At 72.6% G+C, this 14,510-nt stretch carries 11 protein-coding genes; 8 read left to right on the top strand and 3 right to left on the bottom strand.

What is annotated here, in order from left to right; all coding sequences use genetic code 11:
- Positions 1 to 2 precede the first annotated feature (2 nt).
- The 3 genes from ACFWJX_RS05095 to ACFWJX_RS05105 all read right to left on the bottom strand — a co-directional run bounded on the left by ACFWJX_RS05095 (position 3) and on the right by ACFWJX_RS05105 (position 5,342).
- Positions 3 to 1,670, bottom strand: coding sequence for a penicillin-binding transpeptidase domain-containing protein (locus ACFWJX_RS05095; protein WP_383236958.1), 1,668 nt, complete (start codon positions 1,668 to 1,670; stop codon positions 3 to 5).
- 165 nt (positions 1,671 to 1,835) lie between these two features.
- Complete coding sequence (locus ACFWJX_RS05100; RefSeq protein ID WP_383236961.1) at positions 1,836 to 3,470, bottom strand: penicillin-binding transpeptidase domain-containing protein; 1,635 nt, start codon at positions 3,468 to 3,470, stop codon at positions 1,836 to 1,838.
- 111 nt (positions 3,471 to 3,581) lie between these two features.
- The gene (locus ACFWJX_RS05105; RefSeq protein WP_383236963.1) at positions 3,582 to 5,342 is read right to left on the bottom strand and encodes a dolichyl-phosphate-mannose--protein mannosyltransferase; all 1,761 of its coding nucleotides are present in this window, start codon (positions 5,340 to 5,342) and stop codon (positions 3,582 to 3,584) included.
- 120 nt (positions 5,343 to 5,462) lie between these two features.
- On the opposite strand from ACFWJX_RS05105, the gene rsmI reads away from it, so the two are divergent.
- The 8 genes from rsmI to ACFWJX_RS05145 all read left to right on the top strand — a co-directional run bounded on the left by rsmI (position 5,463) and on the right by ACFWJX_RS05145 (position 14,393).
- The gene (rsmI, locus tag ACFWJX_RS05110) at positions 5,463 to 6,320 is read left to right on the top strand and encodes a 16S rRNA (cytidine(1402)-2'-O)-methyltransferase (RefSeq protein ID WP_383236964.1); all 858 of its coding nucleotides are present in this window, start codon (positions 5,463 to 5,465) and stop codon (positions 6,318 to 6,320) included.
- A 193-nt stretch (positions 6,321 to 6,513) separates the two neighbouring features.
- The gene (locus tag ACFWJX_RS05115; RefSeq protein ID WP_383236966.1) at positions 6,514 to 6,945 is read left to right on the top strand and encodes a hypothetical protein; all 432 of its coding nucleotides are present in this window, start codon (positions 6,514 to 6,516) and stop codon (positions 6,943 to 6,945) included.
- A 49-nt stretch (positions 6,946 to 6,994) separates the two neighbouring features.
- Positions 6,995 to 7,873: a TatD family hydrolase gene (locus tag ACFWJX_RS05120; RefSeq protein ID WP_383236969.1), complete on the top strand. Its 879-nt coding sequence runs from the start codon at positions 6,995 to 6,997 to the stop codon at positions 7,871 to 7,873.
- A gap of 129 nt (positions 7,874 to 8,002) precedes the next feature.
- The gene (locus ACFWJX_RS05125; protein ID WP_383236972.1) at positions 8,003 to 9,403 is read left to right on the top strand and encodes a ubiquitin-like domain-containing protein; all 1,401 of its coding nucleotides are present in this window, start codon (positions 8,003 to 8,005) and stop codon (positions 9,401 to 9,403) included.
- A 765-nt stretch (positions 9,404 to 10,168) separates the two neighbouring features.
- Positions 10,169 to 11,068 (top strand): 16S rRNA (adenine(1518)-N(6)/adenine(1519)-N(6))-dimethyltransferase RsmA, encoded by a 900-nt coding sequence (gene rsmA, locus ACFWJX_RS05130; protein ID WP_383236975.1) that lies wholly within the window; start codon positions 10,169 to 10,171, stop codon positions 11,066 to 11,068.
- Positions 11,065 to 11,970, top strand: a complete 906-nt coding sequence (locus tag ACFWJX_RS05135; RefSeq protein ID WP_383236977.1) for a 4-(cytidine 5'-diphospho)-2-C-methyl-D-erythritol kinase — start codon at positions 11,065 to 11,067, stop codon at positions 11,968 to 11,970. The genes rsmA and ACFWJX_RS05135 overlap by 4 nt, the downstream gene beginning before the upstream one ends.
- A gap of 40 nt (positions 11,971 to 12,010) precedes the next feature.
- A complete protein-coding gene (locus ACFWJX_RS05140) occupies positions 12,011 to 12,517 on the top strand; it encodes a peptidoglycan recognition family protein (RefSeq protein WP_383236980.1) in 507 nt (168 codons plus the stop codon).
- A gap of 73 nt (positions 12,518 to 12,590) precedes the next feature.
- Positions 12,591 to 14,393 carry an ABC-F family ATP-binding cassette domain-containing protein gene (locus tag ACFWJX_RS05145; RefSeq protein WP_383236983.1) on the top strand — a complete coding sequence of 601 codons (1,803 nt, stop codon included), beginning with the start codon at positions 12,591 to 12,593 and terminating at the stop codon, positions 14,391 to 14,393.
- Positions 14,394 to 14,510 lie beyond the last annotated feature (117 nt).

Here is a 14,510-nt window from a genome sequence, read left to right on the forward strand (position 1 = left end):
CGTCAGCCGCCCGCCTTCAGCAGCGCCGCCACGATCGGTCCCGCCGACTCGCTGCCGTGGCCGCCCTGCTGGACCACGCCGGCTGCCGCCAGGTCACCGCGGTAGGCGGTGAACCAGCCGTTGGGCTGCTTCTGCCCGTCGACCTCCGCCGAGCCCGTCTTGGCGCCGTAGTCCGGGCCGAGCCCGGCCATCGCCTCGGCAGCCGTGCCGTAGGCGGCCGTGTAGTTCATCAGCTCCCGCAGCTGCGACACCGTCTCCGAGGACATCGTGCGCGCGGCCTTCGCCAGGCTGCGGTCGTCGACCGACGGGGCGACCAGATACGGCTGGTGGAAGCTGCCCGACTTGACCGTCGCCGCGACCGACGCCATGTTCAGCGGGTTCATCCGCACCCCGCCCTGGCCGATCAGCTCCGCCGCCTTCTGGGCCGCCGACTGGACCGGCACCGCGCCGTCGAAGGTCGGCACGCCGATCGCCCAGTTGTTCAGCGACAGGCCGAAGACCTGCTGGGCCTGCTTGGTCAGGCTGTCGTCGTCGAGCTTGCCCGCCTGGCTGATGAAGGCCGTGTTGCAGGAGCGCGCGAAGCTCGCCTTGAAGGTGCCGTTCTTGATCTCGAACTTGTCGTCGTTCTGGAACTTCCAGCCGCCGTACGTGAAGTACTTCGGGCACGGATGCGTCTGGTCCGCCGACGCCAGGTCCTTCTCGATGAGCAGCGAGGAGGTGATGACCTTCATCGTGGAGCCGGGCGCCAGCGAGCCCTGGAACGCCGTGTTGAAGTTGGGGTTGCTGTTGGCGACCGCGAGGATCTCGCCCGTCGAGGCGCGGGTCACCACGACCGACGCCCGCGCGCGGCTCGCGACCTGCTTCTCGGCGGCGGCCTGGAGGGACGGGTTCAGCGTCGTCCTCACCGTGCCCGGCGTGCCCTCGCTCAGCTCCAGCAGCGTCTTGTCGGAGGACTTCTTCGCCTTCGACGCCTTGCCGCGCTCCACCCGCAGCTCGACCCCCGCCGTACCGCCGGCCTTCTTGCCGTACTTCTCGCGCAGCCCGTCCAGGACCGTGCCCAGCGACGGGTACTTCTTCGCGGTCAGCTCACCGCCCTCGCGGTCGAGCGCCTTGACCGGCGGATCGCCGGCCTCGCCGGTCACCAGCCTGTCCCCGTCGGCCAGATCGGGGTGCACCACCGACGCGTGCCAGTCGACCAGCGGCTTGCCGTCGGCGGCCCGCCGCACCACGGTCAGCGCGCTGTCGTACGCCACCGGCTTGCTGGTCCTGCCGAAGGTGACCGTGCCCTTCACGGCGAAGGGGACCTTGTCGCCCGCGCGCGTGCCCGCCGTGAGGGTGGCGCCGGTGATGCGGGCGTCCTTGGTGTAGCCGGTGAGCAGGGCGGTGGCGGCCGCCGGGTCGTCGGTGACCGCGGCGGCCTGGGCGACCTTGCCCTGCTGCCAGGCGGTCAGGAAGGTCCGGGCCGCGGTGGTGACCTCGGTCGCCGACAGGGGGCCGGTCCTGACCGCCGGCTTCTTCGCCGCGGTGGCCGAGGCGTCCTCGGCCGCCGCACCACCGCCGTACAGCGCGTAGACGCCGATGCCGGCGCCGCCGACGACGACGGCGATCATGCCGGCGACCATGGCCGGCCGCTTGCTCCGTCGCTCGGCGACGCGCCTTCTCTTGCCCACTGCCCGCGATCCTCCGTGTTCTACGGGGGGCCGCCTCGCCCCACTGTCCCCGCTGTCCCCGCTGTGCGAGCCGCCCTCACCGGCACCAACGACGGCGCCCAGCCTAGAGTCCCCGCCTGTGGGGGTGACGTCACCTGTGACGTCAGCCACGCCCAACGAGTGGCGTCAGGCGCCCGATCGCAGTACGGCGGCGACGATCGGGCCGGCCGCGTCGACGCCGTGACCGCCGTCCTGGACCATGGCCGCGGCGGCGACATCGCCCCGGTAGCCGGTGAACCAGCTGTCGGACCGGGCGTTCCCGTCGACCTCCGCCGAGCCGGTCTTCGCGCCGATCCGGCCGCTCAGCCCCGACATCACCTCGGCGGCGGTGCCACTGGTCGCGGTGCGGTTCATCATGGCGCGGAGCTGCTCCACCGTGCTCGCGGGCAGCCCGCGCGCGTGGGCGAGTTCCCGGCCGTCGAGGCTCTGCGGCACGATCACCGGCTGCCGGAAGGCGCCCGTCATCGCGGTCGCCGTCACCGACGCCATGTTCAGCGGGTTCATCTGGACCTGGCCCTGGCCGATCAGGGCGGCCGCGGTGTCGGGGCCGCCGGAGGCCGGGACGGAGCCGTCGAAGGACGGGATACCGGTCTGCCAGTCGAGGCCGATCCCGAAGCGGTCCGTGGCCTCGTTGGTCAGCGAGTCGACCTTCACCTCGTCCGCGTACTTCACGAACGCCGTGTTGCAGGAGCGCGCGAAGCTCTCGGAGAGGGTCGCGTTCTCGTTCGGCTTCATGTTCTTGATGTTGTGGAAGGTCTGGCTCTGCCAGGTCGCGTCCGGCGGGCAGGGCGCCGGGCCGGTCGCGGTGGTGATGCCGTTGTCGATGAGGGTGGCCGCGCTGACGATCTTCATGGTGGAGCCGGGCGCGACCTGTCCCAGGAAGGCGGCGTTCCAGCCGTCGTTGCGGTTGTTGGCTATCGCGAGCACCTCACCGCTGCTCGGCTGGACGGCCACCACCGACGACTCGGCGTACCTCAGGACCGCCTTCTCGGCGGCGGCCTGCGCGCTCGCCCGGAGCGTGGTGGGCACCCGGCCCGCCTTGCCCTCGGCCAGGGTCAGCAGCGGGGTGTCGGCGGACTCCGGGGCGGCGTGGTGGATCGCCAGCTCGACTCCGGCGGTGCCGCCCGCCTTGTCGCCGTACTTGGCGCGCAGTTCGTTCAGGATCGGCCCCAGCGAGGGGTACTTCTCCTTCGTCAGGACCTTGCCGTCGCGGTCCACGGCCTCGATCGGCGGCGCCGCCGACTCGCCCGTGACCAGCGTGTCGTCCATGCTCTTCAGCTCGGGGTGTACGACCGACGGCTGCCAGTCGACCAGCGCCTTGCCCGTGGTCACCCCGCGCACGACGGTCAGCCGGCTGCTGTAGGCGAGCGGCTTGGACTTCCCCTCGTACGAGACCGTGGCCTTCACCGTGAACGGCACACTGTCCCCGGCCGGCGCACCCGGTGTGATCTTCACGCCGACGATGTGCGCGGCCTGGCCGTACGAGGTGAGCAGCGGCTCCGCCTTCCCGGCGTTGTTGGTGAGCGCCGCCGCGCTCGCCGCCTGCCCCTGCTCCCAGGCGGCGAAGAACGCGGCGCTGGTGTCCTTCACCTCGGCGGCGCTCGGCGGCCCGGTCTTCACGGGCGCCGGTCCGCTCGATCCCGGTGCGCCGCCGCCGTCCCCGTCCAGCGCGTTCACGATGTTGAAGGCGCCGTACCCGGCCCCGCCCACCATGACGGCGAAGACCGATCCGACGACCGCCGCCTTGGCCCCCTTGCGCATTGCCACCCCTCCCCGTTGGCCTCCCAGGCCTTTCTGAACGCGTTCAGAAAGCTCCCCTCAAGCTCACAGTAAGCGGAAGGGAGACCTACGGGGCAGGAGTTGTTTGAATCGTTAGACCCAGGTGTCCAACCACATACGTGAACGCCAGTCGTCGATCGGGATGGCGGTCCCCGTGTACAGGGGCCAGAAATAGATGAAGTTCCACGCGATCAGCAGCACCAGGACGCCCGCGCCCGTCGCGCCCACCACCCGCCGGGTGTCGCTCGATCCCGGTCGGCCGACCAGCGCCCCGATCATCATCGCCACCGCCAGACACAGGAACGGCAGGAAGACGACGGCGTAGAAGAGGAAGATCGTGCGCTCCTGGTACAGGAACCACGGCAGATACCCGGCCGCGATGCCGCACACGATCGCGCCCGCCCGCCAGTCGCGGCGGAAGAACCAGCGCCACAGCACGAACAGCACCGCGAAGCAGGCCGCCCACCACAGCATCGGCGTGCCGATCGCCAGCACCTCCCGCGCGCACTTCCCGCCCGTGTCCACCGGACAGCCGTCCGTGCCGGGCGCCGGGGACTCGTAGAAGTACGACACCGGACGGCCCAGGACCAGCCAGCTCCACGGGTTCGACTGGTAGGTGTGCGGTGAGGTGAGGTGGGTGTGGAACTCGTACACCTCGTGCTCGTAGTGCCACAGGCTGCGCAGCCAGTCCGGGAACAGCCACGTCCAGCTGCCGCCCTTGCCGTCGGTGGCCGCCCAGTTGCGGTAGTAGCCGCCCGAGCCGCTGTCCGAGGAGAGGATCCAGCCCGTCCACGACACGAGGTAGGTGACCAGCGCGACCGGCACGGTGGCCAGGAACGCCAGGCCCGTGTCCCGCTTCAGCACCACCCGGTACGGGTGCCGGGCACCGGCCACCCGGCGTGCGGCGACGTCCCACAACACCGTCATCAGGCAGAACGCGACCATGATGTACAGGCCGTTCCACTTCGTGCCGATCGCCAGCCCCAGCATCACACCCGCCGCCCAGCGCCATGGGCGCAGGCCCAGCCGCGTCGTCTCGGCGATGTGCACGTCCGGGCGGTACCGGCCGTCCGCGTCCGGCGGCAGCGCGGCGGCCAGCCTCGCCCGCGCCCTGTCCCGGTCGACGACCAGACAGCCGAACGTGGCCAGCACGAAGAACATCAGCACCCCGTCGAGCAACGCGGTGCGGCTCATCACGAAATGCAGCCCGTCGACCGCCATCAGCGCGCCCGCCAGACAGCCCAGGAACGTGGAGCGGAAGATACGGCGGCCGATCCGGCACAGCAGGAAGACCGACAGGGTGCCGAGCAGCGCCGTCATGAACCGCCAGCCGAACGGATCGAATCCGAAGATCAGTTCGCCGAGCCCGATGACGTACTTGCCGACCGGCGGATGGACGACGTACGCCGCGTCCGTCGGGATCGTGACATGGCCGCCGCTGTTGAGGATGAGGTCGTTGGCGTTCTTGTCCCAGTTGACCTCGAAGCCGCGGTGGACCAGCGCCCACGCGTCCTTGGCGTAGTACGTCTCGTCGAATATCACCTTCTTCGGGCTGCCCAGGTTCCAGAACCGCAGCACGCCCGCCACCAGCGTGACCAGCAGCGGACCCAGCCAGCCCGACCAGCGGGTGATCCGGTCCGCGAGCCCGGGGGGCACGCCGAGCGCCTGCCAGAGCCGCGGGCTCGGCTCGGCGAACGGCGGCACCAGCCGCTCACGGACGTCGCCGTCCGGCTCCGCCGCATAGCCGAACCGGCGCAGCCGCGACGGCCATCCCGGCCGCCGGTCCGGCGGTGCCTGGTCCTGCCGGTGGTCCGTGGAGTCCGTGGAGTCCATGGAGGACGCTGTACTGGTCACCGCGCCATCGTAGGGAACAGGGCTGTGGGAGTCCCGTGCATGGGCCCTACTCGCCCTGCCATCCCAGGCCCGGGTCCGGCCGGTCGAGTACGGCCCCTCTCCCCCTGCGAGGATGGAAACGTGACAGTCGCACCCGGAACTCTGGTCCTTGCAGGCACTCCCATCGGGGACATCGCGGACGCCCCGCCCCGGCTCGCGGAGGAGTTGGCCGGCGCCGACGTCATCGCCGCCGAGGACACCCGCAGGCTGCGCCGGCTCACGCAGGCGCTGGGAGTGACGCCCAAGGGGCGTGTCGTCTCCTACTTCGAGGGCAACGAGTCCGCCCGCACCCCCGACCTGGTCGACCACCTCCTCGGCGGCGCGCGCGTGCTCCTCGTCACCGACGCCGGGATGCCGTCCGTCTCCGACCCCGGCTACCGGCTGGTCGCCGCGGCCGTCGAGAAGGACATCCGGGTCACCGCCGTACCCGGCCCGTCCGCCGTCCTCACCGCGCTGGCCCTGTCCGGCCTGCCCGTCGACCGCTTCTGCTTCGAGGGCTTCCTGCCACGCAAGGCGGGGGAGCGGCTGTCCCGGCTGCGCGAGGTCGCCGAGGAGCGCCGCACCCTCGTCTACTTCGAGGCCCCGCACCGGCTCGACGACACCCTCGCCGCGATGGCCGAGGTGTTCGGCACCGACCGGCGGGCCGCCGTGTGCCGCGAACTGACCAAGACGTACGAGGAGGTCCGGCGCGGCCCGCTGGGCGAACTGGCCGAGTGGGCCACGGAGGGCGTGCGCGGCGAGATCACCGTCGTCGTCACCGGGGCGCCCGAGCGTGCCCCCGGCGAACTCGACGCGGCCGAACTGGTCCGGCGGGTGCGGGTGCGCGAGGAGGCCGGCGAGCGGCGCAAGGAGGCGATCGCGGCGGTGGCGGCGGAGGCCGGGGTGCCCAAGCGGGAGGTCTTCGACGCGGTCGTCGCGGCGAAGAACGCCACCGCGTGAGAGAAATGCCCATCGGGCGGTAAAGAAGTGTCGCCGACGGCAAAGCCCAGAAGTCGCTCCGCGTCCCGCTTCGGCAAGGAACCCCCAAATCGGGCCCAACACTCGACAGGTCGGCTGCGTTCGCCCCGGCGCGGCAGTCCACTGGACGCAGGGACGCACCCGTCCCTCCGTCCAGCGGACCAGAGGAGCTGGCATGAGCGAGACCAGCGGGATCAGCGAGATCACCGGGCAGATCAGCGGGCAGAGCGGCCTGCGCAGCGCGGCGATCCCCGTCGTGCACGAGTCGTACTCCTTCGCCTGCATGCGCTGCGGGCACGCATGGGAACAGTCGTACGAGATCGAGCACCACACGGATGCGGAGGGGCACGAGTTCGTCCAGTACGTGGCGAACGGACGGCTCGTGCCGTCCCCGCTGAGCCGTCCCGCCTGCCAGAACTGCGACGGCCACGTCGTGCGCATCATGCGGGCCGGCCAGGTCTCCTCCGTGCTCAGCGCGGCCCGGCCCCGCCCCGCGCCCCCGGCCGGACCGGTGGAGGCGCCGGTGGCCGCGGCGGAGCGGCCGGCGGACCAGCACCACTGGCACCTGTCCGACCTCCTGCACCCCTTCCAGCGCCGGGCCAGCTGAGCCGAAGGCGGCCGGGACCGGGGGAGTGCGCCTTCCGTAGGATCGGGGCATGCCTTCGAACGCCGACAAGAACGCGGCGCCGCCGCTCCCGGCCCCCCTGCGGGTACCGGTCGCCGACTCCCACACCCACCTCGACATGCAGTCCGGCACGGTCGAGGAGGGCCTCGCGAAAGCCGCGTCGGTCGGCGTGACGACGGTCGTCCAGGTCGGCTGCGACGTCTCCGGCTCCCGCTGGGCGGCCGAGACGGCGGCGGCGCACGACAGTGTCCACGCGGCGGTCGCCCTGCACCCCAACGAAGCCCCCCGCATCGTCCACGGCGACCCCGACGGATGGTCCCGGCAGGGGGCGCGCGAGGCGGGAGGCGCCGGGGCGCTCAACGAGGCGCTCGCCGAGATCGACCGTCTCGCCGCCCTCCCCCAGGTGAAGGGCGTCGGCGAGACGGGCCTCGACTACTTCCGCACCGGCCCCGAGGGCAAGGACGCGCAGGAGCGTTCCTTCCGCGCCCACATCGAGATCGCCAAGCGGCACGGCAAGGCCCTCGTCATCCACGACCGCGACGCCCACGCGGACGTGCTGCGCGTGCTGAAGGAGGAGGGCGCCCCCGAGCGGACCGTCTTCCACTGCTACTCCGGCGACGCCGGGATGGCGGAGACCTGCGCCCGCGCCGGGTACTTCATGTCCTTCGCCGGCAACGTCACCTTCAAGAACGCCCAGCACCTGCGCGACGCCCTCGCCGTCGCCCCGCTGGAGCTGGTCCTCGTCGAGACCGACGCGCCCTTCCTCACCCCGGCGCCCTACCGCGGACGGCCCAACGCCCCCTATCTCGTTCCGGTCACGGTCCGCGCCATGGCGTCGGTACGCGGTATCGACGAGGACACCCTGGCGGCCGCGCTGGCCGCCAACACGGCCCGCGCCTTCGGCTACTGACCCGTGGACAGCGGATCCGAACACAACTCTGGGTAGCCGCGCCGCTTTGGAGAGTGACAGTCGCTCCGCTAGGTTCTGGGGGCCCGATCCGGACCCCTCCGGACCCCAGGACCCCTGGAGCGTGTCGGCGTGAGCAACGTGCACCACCTGCGGGACGCGCAGTACGCACAGAACCCGGAACCCCTCGCCCACGGCGCCGACGACACGTACGTCGACGTCCACAACGCCGAGACCCTCGCGTACGGGGTGTACGCGGCCCCCTGGGAGCAGGGCACGCCGCTCGGGACGGCGTACGAGGACACCTACCGGCCCGCCTACGAGTCGCCGGAGCCGACGCTGCCCCGCCAGGCGTACGCCGGAGACGAACGGGTGGGCGGCCGGGCCGCACGCCGGCGCAGGACGCGCGAGTCGGAGCGCTCGGACTCCCCGATGCGCCGCCTGCTGCCCCTGTTCCCCCTGCTGCCCCAGGCGCTGGTCGTGGCCTTCCTCGCGGGCGGCACCACCGCCTTCGTCGCCAAGGACAAGGCGATCGAGCTGACCGTCGACGGCAAGCCGCGCACCCTGCACACCTTCGCCGACGACGTGAGCGAGCTGCTCGCGGAGGAGGGCGTGCGGATCGGGGCGCACGACATGGTGGCGCCCGCCCCCGGCACGGCACTCGGCAACGGCGACGAGATCGCCGTGCGCTACGGCCGCCCCGTCCGGCTCGTGCTGGACGGCCAACGGCACGAGGTGTGGACGACGGCCCACACCGTGGAGGAGGCGCTCAGGCAGCTCGGGGTGCGCGCAGAGGGCGCGTACCTCTCCGTGTCGCGCTCCCAGCGCATCGGGCGCGAGGGGCTGGCGCTGGACGTCCGTACCGAACGCGCCGTGACGATCATGGCCGACGGCCGGGCCCGCACCGTCCGCACCAACGCGGCGACCGTGCGCGAGGCCGTCGAGGAGGCCGGGATCACCCTGCGCGGCCAGGACACCACGTCCGTCGCGCTCGGCAGCTTCCCGCGCGACGGCCAGACGATCACCGTCCTGCGGATCACCGCCATGAGGGAAGTGCGCGAGGAGGCGATCCCCTTCCTGGTACGGCGCACCGAGGACCCCACGCTGTTCCGGGGCACGGAGGTCGTGGAACAGGCCGGGCAACCGGGGCTGCTGCGGGTCACGTACGCCCTGCGCACCGTCAACGGCGTCCGCCAGAAGCCGAGACACATCAGGACCGAGATCGTGCGCGAGCCCCGCGCGCAGGTGGTCAAGGTCGGCACGAAGCCGCTGCCGGCCTCGGTGCGGGGCGCCGACCACCTCGACTGGCAGGCCCTGGCGGTCTGCGAGTCCGGCGGCCGCCCCGACGCGGTGGACCCCTCCGGCAACTACGGCGGCCTCTACCAGTTCGACACCCACACCTGGCACAGCCTCGGCGGCACCGGCCGCCCCCAGGACGCCCCCGCCTCCGAACAGACCTTCCGAGCCAAAAAGCTCTACACCCGCCGAGGCACAGCCCCTTGGCCCCACTGCGGCCCCCACCTCCAGAACTGAACCCGCCGCCGCCCCTTCGGCCACCCCCGCACCGCCTACGCGACGCACCGAGCCACCGGACGCGGGCCCCCACGCCCCCGCAGCCTGAGACCACCTGCCCGACCCACGGCCACCTGCCGCCGCCGGGTCCGCGCCCAACTGCCCGGCCAGCGGCCACCTGCCCGGCCAGCGGCCACTCGCTGAACCGCCCGCCCGGCGCGCGGCCACGCGCTGAGCCGCCCGGCCTGCGCCCCACCCGCTCAGCCTGCGGCCTGCTGTCCGGCCTGAGGCCACCCGCCCAGCCTGAGGCCACCCGCCGCCCGGTGCGCGGCCACCCGCCCGGCCTGCGCCCCACCCGCTCAGCCTGCGGCCTGCTGTCCGGCCTGAGGCCACCCGCCGCCCGGCGCGCGGCCACCCGCCCGGCCTGCGCCCCACCCGCTCAGCCTGCGGCCTGCTGTCCGGCCCGAGGCCACCCGCCGCCCGGCGCGCGGCCACCCGCCCGGCCTGCGCCCCACCCGCTCAGCCTGCGGGCATGCGTGCCGCCTGGGGCGGCACGGGTGGGCGCAGGCGGCACCCCGTAAGCGCCGGGCTGCGCGACCCGCCCCCCGCACCAGCACCGGGTGACCTGCACACCCCACCCGCGTCCAGTGCACCCCGGCCACCCCGCCCCCCCCGCACCAGCACCGGGGTGACCCGCACACCCGCGTCCAGTGCACCCCGGCCACCCCGCCCCCGCCCAGCTCGCCCCGGGCACTCCCGGTCCGCACACCCCCGTACCCTTGTCCCGTGACGAGCCCCGCCCCCGACGCCCTCCTGGGCCCCGCCGACATCCGCGAACTCGCGGCAGCCCTCGGCGTGCGCCCCACCAAACAGCGCGGCCAGAACTTCGTGATCGACGCGAACACGGTCCGCCGTATCGTCCGCACCGCGCAGGTGCACCCCGAGGACGTGGTCGTCGAGGTGGGGCCGGGCCTCGGTTCCCTCACACTCGCGCTGCTGGAGGTCGCCGACCGCGTCACGGCCGTGGAGATCGACGACGTACTCGCGAGCGCGCTCCCCGCGACGATCACCGCCCGCATGCCGCGGCGAGCGGACCGCTTCGCGCTGGTGCACTCCGACGCCATGCAGGTGACCGAGCTGCCGGGCCCCGCCCCCACCGCCCTGGTGGCGAACCTGCCGTACAACGTCGCCGTGCCCGTGCTGCTGCACATGCTCGGCACCTTCCCGACCATCGAGCGCACCCTCGTGATGGTCCAGTCGGAGGTCGCCGACCGCCTCGCCGCCGCCCCCGGCTCGAAGGTGTACGGCGTGCCGTCCGTGAAGGCCAACTGGTACGCCGAGGTCAAGCGCGCGGGCGCGATCGGCCGCAACGTCTTCTGGCCCGCCCCGAACGTCGACAGCGGCCTCGTCTCCCTCGTCCGCAGGGCGGAGCCGGTCAAGACGACCGCCTCCCGGCAGGAGGTCTTCGCCGTCGTCGACGCGGCGTTCGCCCAGCGGCGCAAGACGTTGCGGGCGGCGCTCGCCGGGTGGGCCGGTTCCGCGGCGGCGGCCGAGGCCGCGCTGGTGGCCGCGGGTGTCTCCCCACAGGCCCGCGGAGAGGCCCTGACGGTCGAGGAGTTCGCGCGGATCGCCGAGAACAAACACCACGACCCCGAGAACGAACAGCACGAGAAGGACTCCGAGTGAGCGTCGTCACCGTCCGCGTGCCCGCCAAGGTCAACGTCCAGCTCGCCGTCGGTGCCGCCCGCCCCGACGGCTTCCACGACCTGGCGAACGTCTTCCTGGCGGTCGGCCTCTACGACGAGGTGACGGTCACCCCGGCCGACGACCTGCGCGTGACCTGCGAGGGCCCGGACGCCGCCCAGGTCCCCCTGGACCGCAGCAACCTGGCCGCGCGCGCGGCGATCACGCTGGCCGAGCGCCACGGCCGTACCCCGGACGTGCATCTGCACATCGCCAAGGACATCCCCGTCGCGGGCGGCATGGCGGGCGGCAGCGCGGACGGTGCGGGCGCTCTCCTGGCCTGCGACGCGCTCTGGGGCACCGGCGCCTCCCGCGAGGAACTGCTGGAGATCTGCGCCGAGTTGGGCAGCGACGTACCGTTCAGCCTGGTCGGCGGTGCCGCCCTCGGCATCGGGCGGGGCGAGCAGCTGACCGTGCTGGAGGCCGGCGGGACCTTCCACTGGGTGTTCGCGATGGCCGGGCGCGGCCTGTCGACCCCGGCCGTGTTCCGGGAGTTCGACCGCCTCGCCGAGGGCCTCGACATCCCGGAGCCGGTCGCCTCGCGGGAACTCCTCGACGCCCTCGCCAAGGGCGACCCCGACGCCCTCGCGGCCGCCGTCTCCAACGACCTCCAGCCCGCCGCCCTCTCCCTCTTCCCCGAACTCGCCGGCACCCTCGCCGCGGGGGAGGCGGCCGGCGCGCTCACGAGCCTCGTCTCGGGTTCGGGCCCCACCACCGCGTTCCTGGCGCGCGACGCCGCCGCCGCGGAGAAGATCGCGGAGGCGTTGCGGGCGTCCGGCACGTGCAGGAGCGTGCGCACGGCGTCCGGCCCCGCCCCGGGCGCCACGGTCGTCAGCGCGTCCTGAGAGTCCTTCCAGGCCTGGGGGTCTTCGCGTCCCCTGCCCGTTGCAGGCGATCACCGTCCACCACACGGACACCCCGAACGACGACCCGGACCCCGCGGCGACCGTCCGGGGCATCTACGAGTACCACGCGGTCACCCTCGACTGGGGCGACATCGGCTACCACTTCCTCATCGACGAGGCCGGCACCGTCTACGAGGGCCGCTACTCCGGCGACGACCTCCTCCCGGCCTTCGACCCGGACGGCCAGCTCGGCACCGCCTTCCACACCGCCGGCTACAACTCGGGCAACCTCGGCATCGCCCTCCTCGGCACCCTCACCGACCGGCCCCCGACGGCCGCCGCCAAGAAGGCGCTGATCCGCCTGATCAAGGTGATCGCCCGCTTCAAGGGCCTCGACCAGCAGGCGAGGATCACCTACGTCAACCCGGTGAACGGCGTCACCAAGGACGTGACGACGGTCGGCGGCCACCGCGACTGGCTGGTCACCCAGTGTCCCGGTCAGACGATGTACGACCTGCTCGACGAGGTCCGCGAGGCGGGCCGCTGACCTGCGGGGGGATCGGCGACCGACCGGCTCCCATTAGGCTGGGAGGCTGACCGATCCCCCTGGCAGGAGAAAAATGGCCGTCAACCTGGTCAATGTCGAGAACGTCAGCAAGGTGTACGGAACCCGTGCGCTGCTCGACGGCATCTCGCTCGGCGTGTCCGAAGGGGACAGGATCGGTGTCGTCGGTCGCAACGGCGACGGCAAGACCACCCTGATCCGCATGCTCGCCAAGCTGGAGGAGGCGGACACCGGCAGGGTCACGCACTCCGGCGGGCTGCGCATGGGCGTGCTCACGCAGCACGACTCCCTGGACCCCACCGCCACCGTCCGCCACGAGGTCATCCGCGACATGGCCGACCACGAGTGGGCCGGCAACTCCAAGATCCGCGACGTCCTGACGGGACTGTTCGGCGGGCTCGACCTGCCCGGCTTCCCACAGGGACTGGACACCGTCATCGGACCGCTGTCCGGTGGCGAGCGGCGCCGTATCGCGCTCGCGAAACTGCTGATCGACGAGCAGGACCTGATCGTCCTCGACGAGCCGACCAACCACCTCGACGTCGAGGGCATCGCCTGGCTCGCCAGGCACCTGCGCGAGCGCCGCTCCGCGCTCGTCTGCGTCACCCACGACCGCTGGTTCCTGGACCAGGTCTGCACCCGCATGTGGGACGTGCAGCGCGGCGCCGTCCACGAGTACGAGGGCGGCTACTCCGACTACGTCTTCGCGCGCGCGGAGCGGGAGCGGATCGCCGCGACCGAGGAGGTCAAGCGGCAGAACCTGGTCCGCAAGGAGCTGGCCTGGCTGCGGCGCGGGGCGCCCGCGCGGACGTCCAAGCCGCGCTTCCGGGTCGAGGCCGCCAACGAGCTGATCGCGGACGTGCCGCCGCCGCGGGACAGCAGCGAGTTGATGAAGTTCGCGTCGTCGCGGCTCGGCAAGACCGTCTTCGACCTGGAGGACGTGACCGTCCAGGCGGGCCCCAAGGTGCTGCTGAAGCACGTCACCTGGCAGCTCGGCCCCGGCGACCGCATCGGCCTGGTCGGCGTCAACGGCGCCGGGAAGACGTCGCTGCTGCGCGCCATGGCCGACGCCGCCCGCACCGAGGGCGAGGCCCAGCCGGCCGGCGGGAAGGTCGCCGTCGGCCGCACCGTCAAGCTGGCGTACCTCTCCCAGGAGGTCTCCGAACTCGACCCGAACCTGCGGGTCCTGGAGGCCGTCCAGCAGGTGCGGGAGCGCGTCGACCTCGGCAAGGGCCGCGAGATGACCGCCGGGCAGCTGTGCGAGACGTTCGGGTTCAGCAAGGAGAAGCAGTGGACGCCGGTCGGGGACCTGTCCGGCGGTGAGCGCCGCCGCCTCCAGATCCTGCGGCTGCTGATGGACGAGCCCAACGTCCTCTTCCTCGACGAGCCCACCAACGACCTCGACATCGAGACCCTCACCCAGCTCGAGGACCTCCTCGACGGCTGGCCCGGCTCGATGATCGTGATCTCCCACGACCGTTTCTTCGTCGAGCGGACCACGGACCGCGTCTTCGCCCTCCTCGGCGACTCCGCCCTGCGGATGCTGCCGCGCGGCATCGACGAGTACCTGGAGCGCCGCCGCCGCATGGAGGAGGCCGCGGCCGCCGCGGTGCCCGCCGTGCAGAAGGCGGTGCCGGAGAGGAGCGCCGCCGACCAGCGCGCCGCGAAGAAGGAACTCCAGAAGATCGAGCGCCAGTTGGACCGCGTCTCCGAGAAGGAGACCAAGCTGCACGCGCAGATCGCCGACAACGCCACCGACTTCGAGAAGGTCGCCAAACTCGACGCCGAGCTGCGCGGGTTGGCCGGGGAGCGTGAGGAACTCGAGATGCGCTGGCTGGAGTTGGCCGAGGACGCCTGAACCTGCGGGTGCCCGGTGCGGGCGACCGGCGTGCGTGACCGAAACGCGCGCCACGGCTGGTCGGGGGCTTCGCCAGCGAGCTGCACGCTCGGTGAACGGGCCCCCGCGCGCGGTGAC

This window comes from Streptomyces sp. NPDC058335 (genome assembly GCF_042723915.1).
Taxonomy (GTDB): Bacteria; Actinomycetota; Actinomycetes; order Streptomycetales; family Streptomycetaceae; genus Streptomyces.

Excerpts from the sequence above, each read along its gene's own strand:
- ACFWJX_RS05145 (WP_383236983.1), top strand. The coding sequence starts at position 12,591 with ATGGCCGTCAACCTGGTCAATGTCGAGAACGTCAGCAAGGTGTACGGA.
- ACFWJX_RS05115 (WP_383236966.1), top strand. The coding sequence starts at position 6,514 with ATGAGCGAGACCAGCGGGATCAGCGAGATCACCGGGCAGATCAGCGGG.
- ACFWJX_RS05100 (WP_383236961.1), bottom strand. The coding sequence starts at position 3,470 with ATGCGCAAGGGGGCCAAGGCGGCGGTCGTCGGATCGGTCTTCGCCGTC.
- ACFWJX_RS05120 (WP_383236969.1), top strand. The coding sequence starts at position 6,995 with ATGCCTTCGAACGCCGACAAGAACGCGGCGCCGCCGCTCCCGGCCCCC.